Raw genomic sequence first — 15,289 nt, 5'->3', positions numbered from 1 at the left:
TTCCGTAAGACTCCACTCAGAATGACAATTTATACCTCAGCCGACTTTTCAAACATCCTCTTAAACCTAGTCCCACCAGTAAATTATGAAAAACTTAGAGCCATTAAATTATTTGATTACTGAATTGCAAGATATTAAGGTTATAGCGGTGCCCAATCTCATAAACATTTGTAACAATAGCGTATAGATTGCATAAAACCGTTTATTCAAGAAGGTACTAAGAGTATAGCCGCCGGAGGGGGCAAAACTATGGATAGACCAAAATCTGATGACGCAGTTCTAGGAAATCAACTTCCCAACACTCCATATAATTTTCTTGTACTAGGAGGAATTGAAGGCGCCAAGCATCGATTAAAGAGTACAACACTTGCCGAAAAACTAGAAGCATTAGTCAGCGCGCTTCAATATGGTAAAGAAGCTCTAAGCTAGTACATCAGCTTAAATGCGTGTTTGTTTTTTAAGCAGAAAATTTTAGAATTACATAAGAAGTTTTGTTGTTTGATACATGAATAAAAAAGAATTATTGGAAAAGGCAAGTGATGTTACAACATCACAAAAAGAACTGAATAACATTTATACTATTAGCAATGGCATAATTAAAAATCCTGGCAACAAAAACGAAATGGCATATGCCATCGAAATAATTCGCTCTGTTGCAAATAATATAAGTACACCTTCAGGAACATTGAAAAATATATACGATTCATATAAAAAAGACTCTTCAATAGTAGAAGCAGTGGGGCTTAATCCTAACACAGGTATTGATACAATCAGAACAATATTTATATCTGAATATGGAATGGCAGATAAAATAATTGATACAAAAGATGGTAATGCAACATTCCAGCTTTTAATGCTGGAAAACCCCAATCTCCTAAAAGAGTGGATACAAATAAGCGCTGTAGCTATATTTTTCTCAAATAATAATAAACACCCCTTACTGCTTGAGGCTGTGTACCAAACAAACGACCCTATAGTATTTGCCGAATTGGCAAAGCATCCCAATGCGACAAAAGATATGATTAATAAAATCGAAAATTACATAATCAATAAATTGAATAGCTGCAAAGATAGTATCACTGGAGCAACTGCCAGCATGTACCTTCAGTATTATGAGAGACAAATAACTTCGATAATTATTGATACTGAACATTTATCTGGTAAATTTGCAGCATTCGTCCAAGATAATAATGACGTATACGATTTAGATACGGTAACAAAGCTATACGCAAAAATTTACTCTTCACCTACATTAAATCAAGAAATAGCTGATTTCCGCATTCTTAATGCTACACCAATAAATAAAGAAAAGCAAAAATTAATTAATAAATTCAATAAGTGTATTCCCTATGCATTTAAAATTATCGAAGGCGTACAATTTAAGCGAGATATGGGAGATAAGTACGAAAACGCAAATAATTATTGTCATCCAGGTGGAACCAAGGTACAAACAAATTTTCAATATACTGATATCACAGCAGTATCATATTACAATGTTCCTCTTTTTGCATATAATAAAAACAATGACTTAATTTATATAAATACTATTCGTGAAAATGATTTAGTAAAATTTAGCATATCAGCAGACAGCGCTATGGAGTTCAAAAATGGTTATCTAGCAGCATTTAATGAAAATACACCCGGTGCCGACCTTACTCAATTTTATAATAAATATTTAAAAGGTTTGAATAACTATGAACCAAATGAACATCTTGAAAAAGTTAATGATGCCATTTCCACAAATCCCAATACAGAAATTGACGTGCTTCAAAAAATATTTACACATAATAATTCAAGTGGTGCCATTGATGCCGTATTAGCACACCCCAACACACAAGCAGCATTAGAAAAAAATCCTAACCTAATAGATGAATGGGTTTCTAGTATAAATCAAGCAGCATTTGAAAATCCTATTCCTATTAAAATACAACAAAAAATTATTAAAATTGCCAATGACGACAGAATTAATTGTCTTGCCCGATCGAAATATGCCGAACCAGATATACTAACAGAACTTATTAATCATAAAAATACACTAATAAAAGTTAGTATTATTTTAAATTCAAATCTGAAAGTCTCTGATTTAGTAAGTATCATTAATAATGATGAATCAAATGTCATTAGAGAAGAAGTAGCAATTGCCCTAACAAGAGACGAAGAATTGTCCAATAAATTTGATGCTATGCGACGCGAGGACAATCAATCAAATTTAGAAAGTATTGAATGGAACAATTCTTTATACAACACCATTATTCAGGTTCGCCAAAATACTGACTCCCAACAAACTAATTATGCAGAAAGAGGTGTTATGGATGGTGCCGAATACCAAATCAAAATCGAAGCATACTACATTAAAAGCGCCAAATACCCTGACGATCCAAGAAACGAACTGTACACCATAATCTCCAAGGACGCAAAAAAACCCATTGCCGCATTCACCAATGGTATCGCTGTATACAACAACATGAATAAGGCAGACGCTACTAAATGGAAAAATATACAACAAAACGTTGCGTTATATAATGCAGTGGTACTATAAATCTGACGCTACCGCGCGGACAAGTCGGTTAACATCAGTCGCCAGTTGAGAAAGCACATAATTTCCAGCCTTTCAACTACATACAAAAAGAAGCAGGCGCCTTCTCTAATCCTCTACTCAAGTTAATCTACAACTTCAACTATAGTGAGTTCAAGAGTTTTGACCTGCAAAAACAAGCCAAGACCACCCTCGGTAACTTTATGGGTTTTATGCGGGTAACGTTTGATGGCTTGTTGGAGAATGGTAAAGCTTTACAAAACTTCTATTTACAGTGTGTAACTACATGCCCAGACGGGAAGAAAGTTTTTTCTGAATGGTTAGCTACCGATTTCGGCGCCTCACGTTGGGCAGCAGAGTCAGCAATGAAATTATCAGTATGGTTTTAAAAATTACCATCAAGGTTACAGTACTTAGTTCGTGAACGAGTCCAGCATTGGAAGATTTCTGAACTTATTTTATTGACGCGCGTAACAGAGGATGTGTTAGAGGAAATATAGCAATCCTAAATCATTTGTGAAATTTTAAACATCTATCTTCTTTTCTTCCTTTGTGTCCTTTGTGCCTTTGTGGTTCATTACAGTGATTTAATTTTTCACAACTCATATAGGAATGCTATAATTACCACTTCTTTACCGTAGGATTTTAAAGATATATCTTCAACTTCAACCAAGGGCACCCCTGCTTTTTTAACTGGCGCCACTTGTTGCACTTGTCTTGATTCTTTTTCTACACTTGCTAAGGTAGGACTCTCTTTACCTGATAAAGGTTCGAGCGGACTTGGTGGTAAACTGCTGCGTCCAGTAACTACAAACTGACCAAGGGGTTTGTCATTAGTATTTCTAGGACAAATTTGAGCTAGTTTACTCGTTGCGTCAACAACTTGGGCAGCTTTTACACTAATTGGGGAAGCAAATTAATTATGGTGCTTGGATTAAAGTGGGCGCCTGTTCTCAAAGGTATCCGCTCAATAAGTAAGGGTAGCGGCAATACACAAGCGCATTTGTCGTCCTTGGCGATAGCTTTTATAGAAGAAAGTATAAAAACTACATTAATCAAACATATTCACTTTGTAAAAAAGCGCTTTTTTTCTAGAACGGCAAAACTAGCTTGAGAGGTAAAATTAATGGCTTAATTACGTAGGCACCATAGAAAATATCAAACGAGTTTACTATGCTTCCAGCCGATATAAGCGCAAGTTTTACCGCTCTAGAAAAAAATAATTAAAATGGTGGTGGCTATAAATGATTACAAGGAGACTGATTTCCAATAATTTAATGCTCCAACAACCCAAGACCCAGTAGTTTGATTACAAACTAGACTAAAGGTTTTACTAACATGAAAATTACCTAGAATCGGTCGCACTATTGTAATTTTATAATCGGGGTAGATTTGCATTTTTTCCATAGTCCAAAACGACTGAACCTTGCCTTTAACATTTAAAAGATGACTTCGTTTATATATTGTTGTTCGACGCAAGCAAAATGCATACTTAGTAACTATCCCTATGCGGTCTAGGTATAAATCTATCTGTAAGACTGGAAAACTGACTTGAAGGAAAAATAACCCTAATGTCAACAATAAAAAGTATACTAAAAGCCTATTTAAAAAATCAGCGACTGTAATTATTTCTGTTTTAAAAAAATCCAAAAATATTAAAAAATCGACGACAATCAGAAAAACACCTACTAGATAAGCGGTAAAAGAAGACAAACGAAATTTTTCTGGAAAAATAAAACTACTCACACCTGGTGCATTTTTAATGCCAAGATGACTATTGCCATCATAGGGAATTCGTAGCTTGATATGAGGCTGACGCCAACGCCAAATATCGATGTTTTCTTGAGAATTTTTAAGATAGTCAATAGGTGGATAAAATTTAGCTAGGTCATTGTGAACCTTGTATCCAAGGTAGAAGACCAGTACGGTGATGATTGTAATTATTGCGATGATAAGAATTTTTACTAATATCATAGTCATAAGTTATGTAATTAATCCATATTTTCTATAGTTCCCTAATTTATTGAAGAAATCACATACGGATTATCTGGTTGTTCCTGCATCGGGAGCATCCAGTTTTGGCAGATAGCCTTTTTTGGAACAAACGTAATGGTAGCTGACATCTTGCACCATTAGCTTATTGAGAATAAAAGAGCTTGTAATGCTTATTACTGCGTAGGGTGGGCACTGCCCACCTTACCCTTGTTGAGAAGGTGCAAGATGTGAGGTAGGGTTAATAAATATATCCTTTAGAAAAATGAGGTGCCAGAATTCCTAGGGGATAAGTTTTACTCCACACAAACACCCCATACAATGCTGTTGTACTAGGGGGATTGAAGGCGCCAGACAGCGGTTAAAGAGTACTTTATTGGCTGTAAAGTTAGAGGCATTGGTTAGCGCGCTTAAATACGGTAATGAAGGCTTAGAGGTAATACATCAGTTTTGCCTTAATGAAACTGACTCTTCGGTGAGATGGATAGCATCAAATTGGATATGGATAAAGGCGCCTCTCCAAAGTTAGTTCGTCATGTACGTCTAGTTGGAGAAGCTGCTGATTTATTACTAAGTAAAATTGAACAACTTGGTATTAAAAATGATTGCATTAGGTGGAGAAGAAAGATTAGCTAGAGTGTAGAAGGTTGGGTGGGCAGTGCCCACCGTACAGAATTATTCATTAACTAAAGGCAAAACTACAGTAAAAGTAGTACCTATTTCAACTTGACTTGAAACTGATATTTGACCACCATGTGCATCAACGCATTTCTTGACAATAGATAACCCTAACCCTGTACCTGGTATGGCGCCAACATTATCCGCGCGGTGGAAAGGATGAAAAAGTTTAGGCAAATCTTCGTGTGGTATACCAATACCATTATCTTGTATTTTAAAAGTTACCTCTTTTATATCGCTAAGTAACTCAAAACGAATATTTCCACCTTCGTGGGAATACTTAATTGCGTTATTAAGCAAATTACCTAAAATATGTCTGAGCAGATTCTCGTCCCATAACCCAGTATTATAGGCGCCACCAGTTTCATATATCACATTAAGGTGTTTTTCACTGATTGTTAGATGTGCTTCTGAGATAAGTTGACGGCAAAATTGTTCTAAGTCAATTTCATCTAGCTCACAATAAACCTTTCCAGCATCAGCTTTACCGATAAACGATGCTTCGTCTAAAAGCTGCGCCATATTTTTAATGGCAGAACGTATTAACTGAAAGTGTAAGTGCTTTTTCTCTGGTGATAATCTGGCTTCGTTGTTCTGTAGTAATCCTGCAGCAAGTAAGATTGTATTAAGTGGATTGCGAATGTCATGAGATAGCATTGAGACGAATTCGCTTTTGAACTCGTTGATTTCTTGTTCTTTAATTAATTCAGCAGTATATTCTTCCACACGCATTTCTAACGTGTGGTTAACTGTACGTAAATTTTCTAGTGCTTGCTTACGCTCAATAGCATACCTCAAAGAACGTAATAACATGGCGCCGTTTATTTGACGCTTAACTAAATAATCTTGGGCACCTTGTCGCACCGCATCTAAAGCTAATTCTTCATCGTTAGTATTAGTTAGTACAACAATTGGTAAACTTGGCGCCAAATTAATCAAAAGTGGGAGTGAAGCTAGTCCCTCACTATCGGGAAGCGTTAAATCGAGTAAAACAACGTCAAATGGGCATGAACCATCAGTAATTTTACAATGATTTAACTCATGTAACCCATCCCCCAAGCGTTTTACGTGTAATAACGAAAACTCCGAAGATTTGTCTGTGGTGCCAGTCAGCAACTCTTGTAACAACCTAGCTTCTGCCAAGCTGTCTTCAATTAACAAGATTTTGACCAAGCTTTCAACCATAAAAAGTTAGGAGTGAGGAGTTAGGAGTGAGGAGTTAGGAGTTATGAGTTCTAATTCCTAACTCCTAACTATTAACTTTTATTCAATAGGCAAAGTTACCACAGACAGCCAAAAGTCCTCAATTATTTTGACAATTTGAAACAGTTGGCTAATATTGCGGGATTTAGTAATGTAGCAATTTACATGTAAATCGTAGCTGTGATAAATATCTTCCTCATTGCTTGATGTTGTTAGTACTATTACGGGGATACGACGTAATTTTGGGTCTGTCTTTATCTCCGCTAACACCTCACGTCCATCTTTCCTGGGCAAGTTTAAGTCGAGCAGTATTAAATCAGGACGTAGTGCATCTTTATACTCGCCTTCTTGATTTAAATATGCCATCGCATCAACACCATCACGAGCAGTGATGACTTGGTGAGGAAGTGCGCTGTTTTTCAATACTTCTTGGATAAGACGAATATCAGCTTTATTGTCCTCGACCAAAAATATTGTTTTGGACTTTACGTCCTCTCCGCTCACTACGATTTCCTCCAACGGGAAGTGTAAAGTAAAAAGTGGAACCTTCACCGAGCTTGGACTCTACCCAGATGCGTCCTCGGTGACATTCAATGATTTTTTTGCATATTGCTAACCCCATTCCCGTACCTTGGTACTCATCGCGCGTATGGAGACGCTGGAAAATTACAAAGATACGTTCGCTGAATTTCGGGTCAATTCCAATACCGTTATCATATACCGAGAATAACCATTCGTCTTCAAGTCGAGTTGTACTAATGTGAATTTTGGGTATTTCGTCACTGTGGAATTTAACTGCATTACCTACTAAGTTTTGGAACAACTGCATTAGTTGAGTGCTATCTGCCATAACTGTCGGCAAATCATCATGCGTAATTATTGCCTTGGTTTCTGCTGTGCGTTGACGTAGATGTGTTAATGCGCGTTCTAAAGGTACATTTGCATCTATTAGCTGAAATTCAACTGCTTGCATATCAACTTTAGAATAAGCTAATACATCATCGATTAAAGTTTGCATCAAGCTGACACCTTCGACAGCATAATTAATAAACTCCGTTGCATCCTCATCGAGTGCATTACTATAGCGCATCTCTAATAGCTGCACATAGTTAGCTACCTGATTTAATGGTTCTTGCAAATCATGAGAAGCAACATAAGCAAACTTTTTCAACTCAGCGTTAGATAATTCCAAATCACGTGCGAGTTGAGCTAACTCATCAGCTTGGCGCAATACAATATTAACAATCCCTTTGCGTAATTCCAAAGCTGCTTTGACCTCAACCAACTGCCAAGGTAACGAAGTCAACCTTACTGTTTGTTTCCATAATTCAAACGATTTACGTGGTCGTAAGCGTAAATCTCCTTCTGCTTGACTTACTTCAAACGCATTATTAGGGTCTCCACCCCAATTTACAGTTTGTATAACTTCTGGACGGAACCACAATACATAATTACGTTTGGAAATAGGAACCGCTAATAAACCACTGGCAACGTTTTTGTATTTTTCTGCATCCGGATAATGCTGTGGTAAAGAGTTCGTGTAAAATACTTCTTCATTTACGTTAGCTTGCAGCCATTGAACAAGATAATTTAAATCTTCTTCTTTGGGTGTTTCACCAATTAATGTGTATTTTCCCCCAAAATAAACTGCTGCTCCCTGCGCGCTAGTTAAATCTAGTAAATTCGGTTGATGCTGCACTAAACCATCAACAAAATTTTCTGATTGCGACATATATTCAACCAATTTGGATTGAATATTTGTAAGCTTCATTCGATAGCCATAATCTTGACTTTCTTCGCGCGCTGAGATTTCGGAAAATATTACTTTTCCCAAAAACTCGCAAGCTTTACGCAATTCGTAAGAAACATATTTCGGTGTTTGATGGTGACATGCGATAAGTCCCCATAACTGACCGTCTTTAATTAAAGAGATTGTCAGCGAGGCACCAACACCCATATTATGTAGATATTCGATATGACAGTTTGAAGCACTTCTTAATATCGAATTAGTCAAATTTGCTGCTGACTCAGTAATTGGATTTAGTGCAGGTACAACATCGACTGGTTCAGCATGAGTATCAGGAATTATACGAATCCAATTTGAGGCAAATAACTTACGCGCGGGTTTAGGAATATCAGACTCAGGATAATGTAATCCTAAATATGACTCCAAATGACTAAGTTTTTCTTCCCCAATTACAGAACCATGTCCATCATGGTCAAACTTATACAGCATTACCCTGTCAAACCCGGTAATCTTTCTAACCTCCTGCACTATTATCTGACAAAAATCACGGAGATTAGTAGTAGACTCAAGTCTATTGATGGAAGTACGCGCTAAATGATAAAAACTTAAGAACGGAATATTTTCGTGTGCAAAAGTCGGTTCTAACTCTAAAACCAGAAAACCTTCCGACGTGCGATGAAAAACAGCATCAAACACAGCATAATCATCACCTCTTTTCCGCACCCAAATCTTAGTCGGGTTCAAATAATCAAGATTTTCTGCTGTTAACCCCGCTTGAATTTGCTCAACCTGGAAAGGGTCGAGTAAATCAAAAAGCGTTCCTTTTAACAAATCAGACTCAGTTACACCAAACTGAGTATATACATTACTACTCACCTGCAATATGCTCAATTCAGGCTCTTTTAAAACAATCAGCACACCATGCGGCTGAATTTGAGTGTTGAGGTGAATTGGCACCTCTCTCAATTGCGTTAAATTAACACTTTGTAAACTTGTATCATTTACCATCATAGTCCCCTCTCCAACCTACGAAGACACAATTTAATGTTATTTTCATTTTCTAGCTTTAAAATTTTAACAACAAGTAAATTTACTGATGAATAATAAATGTAAAAATAACCACTTTAGCTAATCTCGCTATTGTTAAGCAATAAATATATATATGTAGAAAAGATAAGACTTGCAACGGATATAACGGATGTAGCGGATAATTGGTTTGTTTTACAGGCGCCGTATCTGTTCAGTTGCTAAAAAAAGGAATCATTTGTTGCAAGCCTCTCTTCTCTGTTTCCTAGAAGTCTCTGTGGTAAAGATGTATAGTATAATTGAGTAAATAATACAGTTTCTACTAAATTAATAGTAATTATGACTGAGTTGCTCGAACAAGCAATAGCAAAACTTAAAAGCTTGCCAACAAGCGAGCAAGATGCCATGGCCGCAATGATTTTAGAAGAACTAGAAGAGGAAAGGCTATGGGATGAAGCTTTTAGCCGTTCAAAAGATAAACTTGCTCTCCTTGCAGCTCAGGCCACAGAGGATTATTATGCAGGAAAAACTGAAGAGTTAAACCCAGACACATTGTGAATTCCCGTATTAATGCTCAGTTTCGCACTAACTTTGGTTATCTACCTGAAAAAGTTAAAGAGTAAACTCGTCAAGCATACCGTCTATTTAAACAAGATCCAAGCCATCCTAGCTTACGCTTTAAAAAGGTGAATCCAGAATTACCTATTTACTCTGCTCGAATTAACAAAAGTTATCGAGCAGTTGGAAAATTAGAAGGAGATACAATTATTTGGTTTTGGGTTGGTTCCCATACAGAGTACGATAGATTACTGTCTCAATTGTAAAAACTAGTATTTTGTGTAAATTTCTACTGGGAGGTAGGAAGATTTGCAACGGATAAGAACAGATGTAACGAATAATTAATTTGTTTCACAGGCGCCCTTCAAAAGAAATCTTGTTTGTAATCAATAACTTATCCGTTACATCCGTGTTTATCCGTTGCAAACTTCTCTTCTATGTGCGCTCTGTGTCTCTGTGGTAAAAAGAATGCACAGTTCGTATGCCTATGCTACAAGGTTAAATCCAAGAATTAAACCACATTCGTAATTTGTACGCTTCTGAAGTGAGTGGCAAACCTAAATATATTGGCAACCAGAATATAAAAGCCCCGATAATTAAAAATGTTATTGTTACACCTACCGCGCGTAACGTAACTATATAGCTGCGAATCAATTGGTCTACAACCCAAGCTATCGCTATAAAAGCAAACACTACCCCTGTCATATAGTGGTAAATAAATAAACACCGCGTTACCCCTACCCACGGCATCAAATTAACTAAATAATTTACTACTAAATATAAACCAATCCAAGTATCGATATTTAGTTGTGGCACTACTAAGCGTTTCTGTTGTAAAGAAGGCGCCACTAATCTCCAAACAAGCATCCCGCATAAAAATATAATTGCTGCAAACCCAAACCACCACAAAAACGGGTTGCCCATTGCGTGAACATCATAAATAATTTTGCCTGCACCTTGGGGTAACGGTGGACCAAATACAGGTAACGGGTCTTGGAAACTTTGGGCAGTTTGATAATAATACGCCATCGGTCGTATCATTAGAGGCCACTTATACCAAGCTGCACAGTAAGGGTGAACTGACGCATTGTTACCACCCATACGTTCGTGAAACCCCAAGATTTGTTTGTGAACCTCAACAAAATTGTATTTGGTGTCAAGTAACAAGTGGGGAATCCAAATAATGCTATAAATGATGACGGGGATGATTCCTAAATATATGGCAACGTGAAAAATATTTAACTGCGTCAGGTTTTGCAGCGGAGATATTTGCAATTTTGCCCGATATTTACTCGCAATCTGACTACCAAAGGCTTTATGGCTTAATTTATCTTCATATTCTTCAAAAATCTCACTTTCGCTTGTTTTTGAGCGTACAATCCGAAATGCCCAAGCAATAACCCACAAACTATAGGTACCCAAAAGATACCATAAACCATTCCATTTAGTCGCAATTGAGGCACCAAAAGCAATTCCTGCCACAGCTAAATATATATGGCGCCGTTGATTTTTATTATTAAGTGCTAAAAGTAACAAAAAATGAGCAAGTAAACCGCAAATAACTATATATTGGTTAATCAAAGCGTAACGCGCTTCAACAATAAAAATACCGTCCAACGCGGTAAATAACCCTGCGATTAAACCAAACCTGCGACGGTGACTAAGTTGATAAGCAATACCAGTAACGAGTAATGGGATAAACGAACCAGTGAAAGCATTTATCCAACGGTAAGCAAGTGGAGACATCAACGCACCCGTTAGACCGTTGACTTCATTGTGCCACCAAGGTACATGTTTACCAATCCAAATACCTAAAGCGATAACTAATTTACCAAATGGTGGATGACCATCGAAGAAAGGTACACCTGTCAGATAATCATTACCAAACTTAGCGTAGTAAACTTCATCAAAAACAAGCGTATTAAATCTTCCCAGTCCCCAAAATCGTAAAGCGAGTGATAGTAAAAATATACTCAGCAAGCCTATTTGAAACCATTTTTTAGTCATTAGTCATTAGTTAGGAGTGCGTATTTTATCATCACTACTAACTTTAACGATTTTTAGGGAATTTGGTGTTTTAAATTTCGTCTTTAATTTCGCTTAAGTCAAGATAAGAATCAGCCAACTTAATAAGTTCCTTATTTGTACGTGTACGAAAGCTGACAACTTCTACTCGCTTCCCTAATTTTTTCAATCGCTTCACAAGGTCAACAAAATCACCGTCACCACTAAACAAAATTGCAGTGTCATATTGGTTATCCAAAGCTTGATTGTGCATATCTAAGGCTAATTCGACATCGAGGTTAGCTTTGATACCATCAGGTTGTCGAATGATTTCTTTACTGATAATTTTGTATCCAAGGCTACGAATATTTGAGAGAAACTGCATTTCTTTGTGATTCCTAGAGTTGACACCAGTATAAAAATATGCATTAAATGATTTTGATTTTTGAAAATGCGCACGTAGTTTGCTGTAGTTGACAGTTATTCCTAATTCTTTCCCAACATGGTAAATATTAGAGGCATCAATGAACATTGCGACTCTATCTTTTGAATCAGAAATATTTTTGGGTTTTGCAGCGTGCTGTAGTTGACATATTTGCTGTTGAGTCTTTTCAACTTCTTCTGTCAGCGCTGAAATTGTCTTGGTTAAGTCCGCTATAGCGCCTAATTGAATAACCTTTTGTTGCCGCTGAACTTGGTGTAACTGATTTATGAGTGGCTGAAGGTGGGTTTTTGTTAGATATTTCTGATTTGTCTGATTTATTCGGCTGTTTAAGCTGCTGACTGAAAAATCTTGCTTAATTTCCTTTATTTCTATAGATAGATTGTCAATTTGCTGCTTTAATGGATAAGTTGCTTGTTGAACATTGACAACTATATCTTGACGCGATGTGAGTTTCTGTTCAAGCTCGTATCGGCGCCTCATCAATAATAATGATACCGACATTGGTACACACGCAAAGGCTACTTGCTGCGAAAATCCTGCAAAGATTGTACCTATAACCGTTGCCGCAATTGAAGCGCCTTCGGCGCGGAATAGTTTGTCAGGAGTTGTACCCAGGTTATTTTGCTTGGTGTAAGAGAGAGTCATATTTTTACATCCAGCTTCGTGTTTGTAATCAGTATTACTGATGAAGGGATTTTTTTATTCACTCAGCAACTTTAAGTATAAATACTCATGCATAATTTGTTTTCACGCTCAGTATATGTCGTTAGAGTAAAGCTTGGCTAAATTAACCATGAAGAAACAAAAGATTTCTCCTGTACTTTTTGGTTTGACTTTGATGTGCTTTTGTATGCCGTTCGTTACGATTTCATTAATTATGATGGGTTTGTAGTAAGCACTGAGCGTGCTTACTACGAACCTATGGCTAGCTATTAATGATGAAATTTGTATGAATAAGCAGTAAATTTACTGTAATAGCTAGTAAATTAGTGCATGGAATAAATACGCAACTTTGATGTGAGTTTGACACGGAAATATGGCAAGAACTCAATATATAAGAACTGCAAGCGCGCAGGTTTTCGTTCAAATAGCTATAGCTACAAGTTTGATTGTTGGAGCAAATTCAGTTCATGCTCAAATCAACGCTGGCACCTCCAAATCATCTGATGTTTTAATTGCTCAATCTATAAGTGCGGCTAATCGTTTTCAGATGTTAGTGGAAGCTGATAACCTTTATAAGCAGGGAGAAAAGCAAGCTGCTGAAAATCTTTACCGCAAAGTTAAGCCGAATTTTCCGCCCTCCGAGCCGCAGCGTCAAGCAATATACGACGCGAAGCAATTGCCGGGAGATGCACAAGCGTATTTGCAGATAGCCAAAGAAGGTATGCAGCAAGGGAATGTGGATACGAGAGTCTTTTTACCACTACAAAAGTTGACTCTAAATTATCCTGAATTTATCGAGGGACATGTACTGCTAGCAAAAGCTTGTGAACAAAATTCTTCTGCTTGTAAAGCTAGTGCCAAAGGTGGACAACCTAGAAATGCCGTTGAGGTTTTGGAGAAAGCAACCGAAATATATCCAGATGACCCTGATTTACTCAAGGCAAAAATTAGCACATTGCAGAAAACAGAAAATTATTTAGAAGCTGCAATTGCTGCACATCAATTTGTAGCGATTTATCCTGATTATGAAGAGGCACCAGAATTTACCAAGCTTGCCGACGATAATATGAAGCGTTATCACTCCAAATTGCGGGATAGTTTACAGACGCAAGGAATTGTAAATCTTGCCATTGGCATTGCTGGAGGTGTTATTAAGAAAGATTGGAATTCCGGAATATCCGGTTTAGATACACTGCTGATGCTTGCAGAAGGTGAATCTAAATTTGGTAAGAAAATGTCAGACCAATTAGTTAAGCAGTATCAAGAACAAGGCAAACTTGTTGATGACCCGGTAGTTCTCAATTACGTTAAAGGTATTGCAGGTAGACTCACTCCGTTAATGGGGAGAAAGTTTGACTACGAATTCTACGTTATCAAAGATGATTCAATCAATGCTTTTGCATTACCCGGAGGCAAAATATTTATCAATACAGGAGCTATTTTAAGTACAAACTCCGAAGCCGAGTTAGCTGGGTTATTGAGTCACGAAATTTCTCACTCGGTACTTTCGCATGGTTTTCAAGGTGTCAGTAAAAGTAAGTTTTTTAGTAATCTCAAGAAGGTTGTCGCTGTTCCAGAGATAATTAGTCAATTTGCTCAAGCACAGTACAGCCAGGAACAAGAACGTCAGGCTGATATTTTGGGAACGCGCGTGCTTAGTAAAGCTGGATATGCAGCAGATGGTTTACGTAATTTAATGGTAACGTTAAATCAACAATCTAAACAGCAAAGTACAAATTGGAACTCCAGCCATCCGGCGCCTATTGAACGTGTTAATTACCTCGAAAATCTAATTCAGCGTAATAATTATAATCGTTACGCATTTGAAGGTGTAAAAACGCATTCCAACATGCAAAAGTCATTGCAAGGAATTGCTATTGTTGATGATACACCAACGCCACCACCAGTTAACGCACTGCAAAATAATCAAACTGTAAATAAAAAACCTAATAAAAAGAAACCGACTCAAAAGCCAACTCAAGTCAAGCCAGCTTCTCCTAGTAAAGTAAAATTAGGAGACATCGCTTTAAATTCTTCACAAGTTCGAGAAGACATCGAAGTTCGTATCGACGGAGCAAAACTAGAAACTGCGAGGAATTTCGTCGTCAAATTTACAATTCAAAACCGCAGCAAAAGTCCTTTCATTTTTGTGCCATTATACGGTGAAGTTATTAATGCCCAAGGTAAAAAAATAACTGCGAGATTTTATACTTCCGACTCTCGTGTGGCACCTGGTTCTACAATGAAAGGTGAAGCACGTGTAACTGGACATCCTTGGAGTAATGAAGGTTCTCAAAATCTCACCTTAGTAATTAAAGAAAGTAGTAGTGGCGGTCGTTTGTTCCGTGTTAGTTTTTAATCCCCCCAACCCCCCTTTTTAAGCACCCTGTTAATATCAAGTTTGCCGTTCTAATTTTCTGCTCTCGAAGGTGCCAGT

General features: G+C 37.2%; 13 protein-coding genes and 1 pseudogene. 8 read left to right on the top strand and 6 right to left on the bottom strand.

Annotation, left to right across the window (positions count from 1 at the left end; genetic code table 11):
• Positions 1 to 249: 249 nt before the first annotated feature.
• The 4 genes from AC2JBO_RS34520 to AC2JBO_RS34505 all read left to right on the top strand — a co-directional run bounded on the left by AC2JBO_RS34520 (position 250) and on the right by AC2JBO_RS34505 (position 3,650).
• Positions 250 to 429, top strand: coding sequence for a hypothetical protein (locus AC2JBO_RS34520; RefSeq protein ID WP_496958156.1), 180 nt, complete (start codon positions 250 to 252; stop codon positions 427 to 429).
• 76 nt (positions 430 to 505) lie between these two features.
• Positions 506 to 2,539, top strand: a complete 2,034-nt coding sequence (locus AC2JBO_RS34515; protein WP_496958155.1) for a hypothetical protein — start codon at positions 506 to 508, stop codon at positions 2,537 to 2,539.
• 200 nt (positions 2,540 to 2,739) lie between these two features.
• Positions 2,740 to 2,925: a hypothetical protein gene (locus tag AC2JBO_RS34510; protein ID WP_496958154.1), complete on the top strand. Its 186-nt coding sequence runs from the start codon at positions 2,740 to 2,742 to the stop codon at positions 2,923 to 2,925.
• Between the two features lie 533 nt (positions 2,926 to 3,458).
• Positions 3,459 to 3,650: a hypothetical protein gene (locus AC2JBO_RS34505; RefSeq protein ID WP_496958153.1), complete on the top strand. Its 192-nt coding sequence runs from the start codon at positions 3,459 to 3,461 to the stop codon at positions 3,648 to 3,650.
• Positions 3,651 to 3,784: 134 nt separating this feature from the next.
• On the opposite strand, the gene AC2JBO_RS34500 is transcribed toward AC2JBO_RS34505, so the two are convergent.
• A complete protein-coding gene (locus AC2JBO_RS34500; protein WP_496958152.1) occupies positions 3,785 to 4,516 on the bottom strand; it encodes a hypothetical protein in 732 nt (243 codons plus the stop codon).
• 492 nt (positions 4,517 to 5,008) lie between these two features.
• Here AC2JBO_RS34500 and AC2JBO_RS34495 point away from each other — a divergent pair, with 492 nt between their 5' ends.
• Positions 5,009 to 5,164 (top strand): hypothetical protein, encoded by a 156-nt coding sequence (locus AC2JBO_RS34495; protein ID WP_496958151.1) that lies wholly within the window; start codon positions 5,009 to 5,011, stop codon positions 5,162 to 5,164.
• Between the two features lie 39 nt (positions 5,165 to 5,203).
• Here AC2JBO_RS34495 and AC2JBO_RS34490 read toward each other — a convergent pair whose 3' ends face one another.
• The 3 genes from AC2JBO_RS34490 to AC2JBO_RS34480 all read right to left on the bottom strand — a co-directional run bounded on the left by AC2JBO_RS34490 (position 5,204) and on the right by AC2JBO_RS34480 (position 9,164).
• Positions 5,204 to 6,391: a sensor histidine kinase gene (locus AC2JBO_RS34490; protein ID WP_496958150.1), complete on the bottom strand. Its 1,188-nt coding sequence runs from the start codon at positions 6,389 to 6,391 to the stop codon at positions 5,204 to 5,206.
• Between the two features lie 78 nt (positions 6,392 to 6,469).
• Positions 6,470 to 6,877 (bottom strand): response regulator, encoded by a 408-nt coding sequence (locus tag AC2JBO_RS34485; protein ID WP_496958149.1) that lies wholly within the window; start codon positions 6,875 to 6,877, stop codon positions 6,470 to 6,472.
• Positions 6,861 to 9,164: an ATP-binding protein gene (locus AC2JBO_RS34480; protein ID WP_496958157.1), complete on the bottom strand. Its 2,304-nt coding sequence runs from the start codon at positions 9,162 to 9,164 to the stop codon at positions 6,861 to 6,863. The genes AC2JBO_RS34485 and AC2JBO_RS34480 overlap by 17 nt, the downstream gene beginning before the upstream one ends.
• 357 nt (positions 9,165 to 9,521) lie before the next feature.
• Here AC2JBO_RS34480 and AC2JBO_RS34475 point away from each other — a divergent pair, with 357 nt between their 5' ends.
• A complete protein-coding gene (locus AC2JBO_RS34475; RefSeq protein ID WP_496958148.1) occupies positions 9,522 to 9,740 on the top strand; it encodes a hypothetical protein in 219 nt (72 codons plus the stop codon).
• Between the two features lie 80 nt (positions 9,741 to 9,820).
• Positions 9,821 to 10,006: pseudogene (locus AC2JBO_RS34470) on the top strand (ParE family toxin-like protein); the annotation flags it as partial.
• A 232-nt stretch (positions 10,007 to 10,238) separates the two neighbouring features.
• Here AC2JBO_RS34470 and AC2JBO_RS34465 read toward each other — a convergent pair.
• Positions 10,239 to 11,747: a dolichyl-phosphate-mannose--protein mannosyltransferase gene (locus AC2JBO_RS34465; protein WP_496958147.1), complete on the bottom strand. Its 1,509-nt coding sequence runs from the start codon at positions 11,745 to 11,747 to the stop codon at positions 10,239 to 10,241.
• 70 nt (positions 11,748 to 11,817) lie between these two features.
• Complete coding sequence (locus AC2JBO_RS34460; RefSeq protein WP_496958146.1) at positions 11,818 to 12,834, bottom strand: LabA-like NYN domain-containing protein; 1,017 nt, start codon at positions 12,832 to 12,834, stop codon at positions 11,818 to 11,820.
• A 391-nt stretch (positions 12,835 to 13,225) separates the two neighbouring features.
• On the opposite strand from AC2JBO_RS34460, the gene AC2JBO_RS34455 reads away from it, so the two are divergent.
• A complete protein-coding gene (locus AC2JBO_RS34455; RefSeq protein ID WP_496958145.1) occupies positions 13,226 to 15,211 on the top strand; it encodes a M48 family metalloprotease in 1,986 nt (661 codons plus the stop codon).
• The last annotated feature ends 78 nt before the right edge of the window (positions 15,212 to 15,289 follow it).

The organism is Calothrix sp. CBUCES-K 9914 (genome assembly GCF_059640475.1).
Note: the sequence above shows the minus strand (reverse complement) of the source record. Positions and strands in the feature narration are given on the sequence as shown.

Bases quoted from the DNA above. Each gene is read 5' to 3' on its own strand.
- AC2JBO_RS34455 (WP_496958145.1), top strand. From the start codon at position 13,226: ATGGCAAGAACTCAATATATAAGAACTGCAAGCGCGCAGGTTTTCGTT.
- AC2JBO_RS34505 (WP_496958153.1), top strand. From the start codon at position 3,459: ATGGTGCTTGGATTAAAGTGGGCGCCTGTTCTCAAAGGTATCCGCTCA.
- AC2JBO_RS34490 (WP_496958150.1), bottom strand. From the start codon at position 6,391: ATGGTTGAAAGCTTGGTCAAAATCTTGTTAATTGAAGACAGCTTGGCA.
- AC2JBO_RS34515 (WP_496958155.1), top strand. From the start codon at position 506: ATGAATAAAAAAGAATTATTGGAAAAGGCAAGTGATGTTACAACATCA.
- AC2JBO_RS34500 (WP_496958152.1), bottom strand. From the start codon at position 4,516: ATGACTATGATATTAGTAAAAATTCTTATCATCGCAATAATTACAATC.
- AC2JBO_RS34495 (WP_496958151.1), top strand. From the start codon at position 5,009: ATGGATAGCATCAAATTGGATATGGATAAAGGCGCCTCTCCAAAGTTA.
- AC2JBO_RS34510 (WP_496958154.1), top strand. From the start codon at position 2,740: ATGGGTTTTATGCGGGTAACGTTTGATGGCTTGTTGGAGAATGGTAAA.
- AC2JBO_RS34460 (WP_496958146.1), bottom strand. From the start codon at position 12,834: ATGACTCTCTCTTACACCAAGCAAAATAACCTGGGTACAACTCCTGAC.
- AC2JBO_RS34465 (WP_496958147.1), bottom strand. From the start codon at position 11,747: ATGACTAAAAAATGGTTTCAAATAGGCTTGCTGAGTATATTTTTACTA.
- AC2JBO_RS34480 (WP_496958157.1), bottom strand. From the start codon at position 9,164: ATGGTAAATGATACAAGTTTACAAAGTGTTAATTTAACGCAATTGAGA.
- AC2JBO_RS34475 (WP_496958148.1), top strand. From the start codon at position 9,522: ATGACTGAGTTGCTCGAACAAGCAATAGCAAAACTTAAAAGCTTGCCA.
- AC2JBO_RS34520 (WP_496958156.1), top strand. From the start codon at position 250: ATGGATAGACCAAAATCTGATGACGCAGTTCTAGGAAATCAACTTCCC.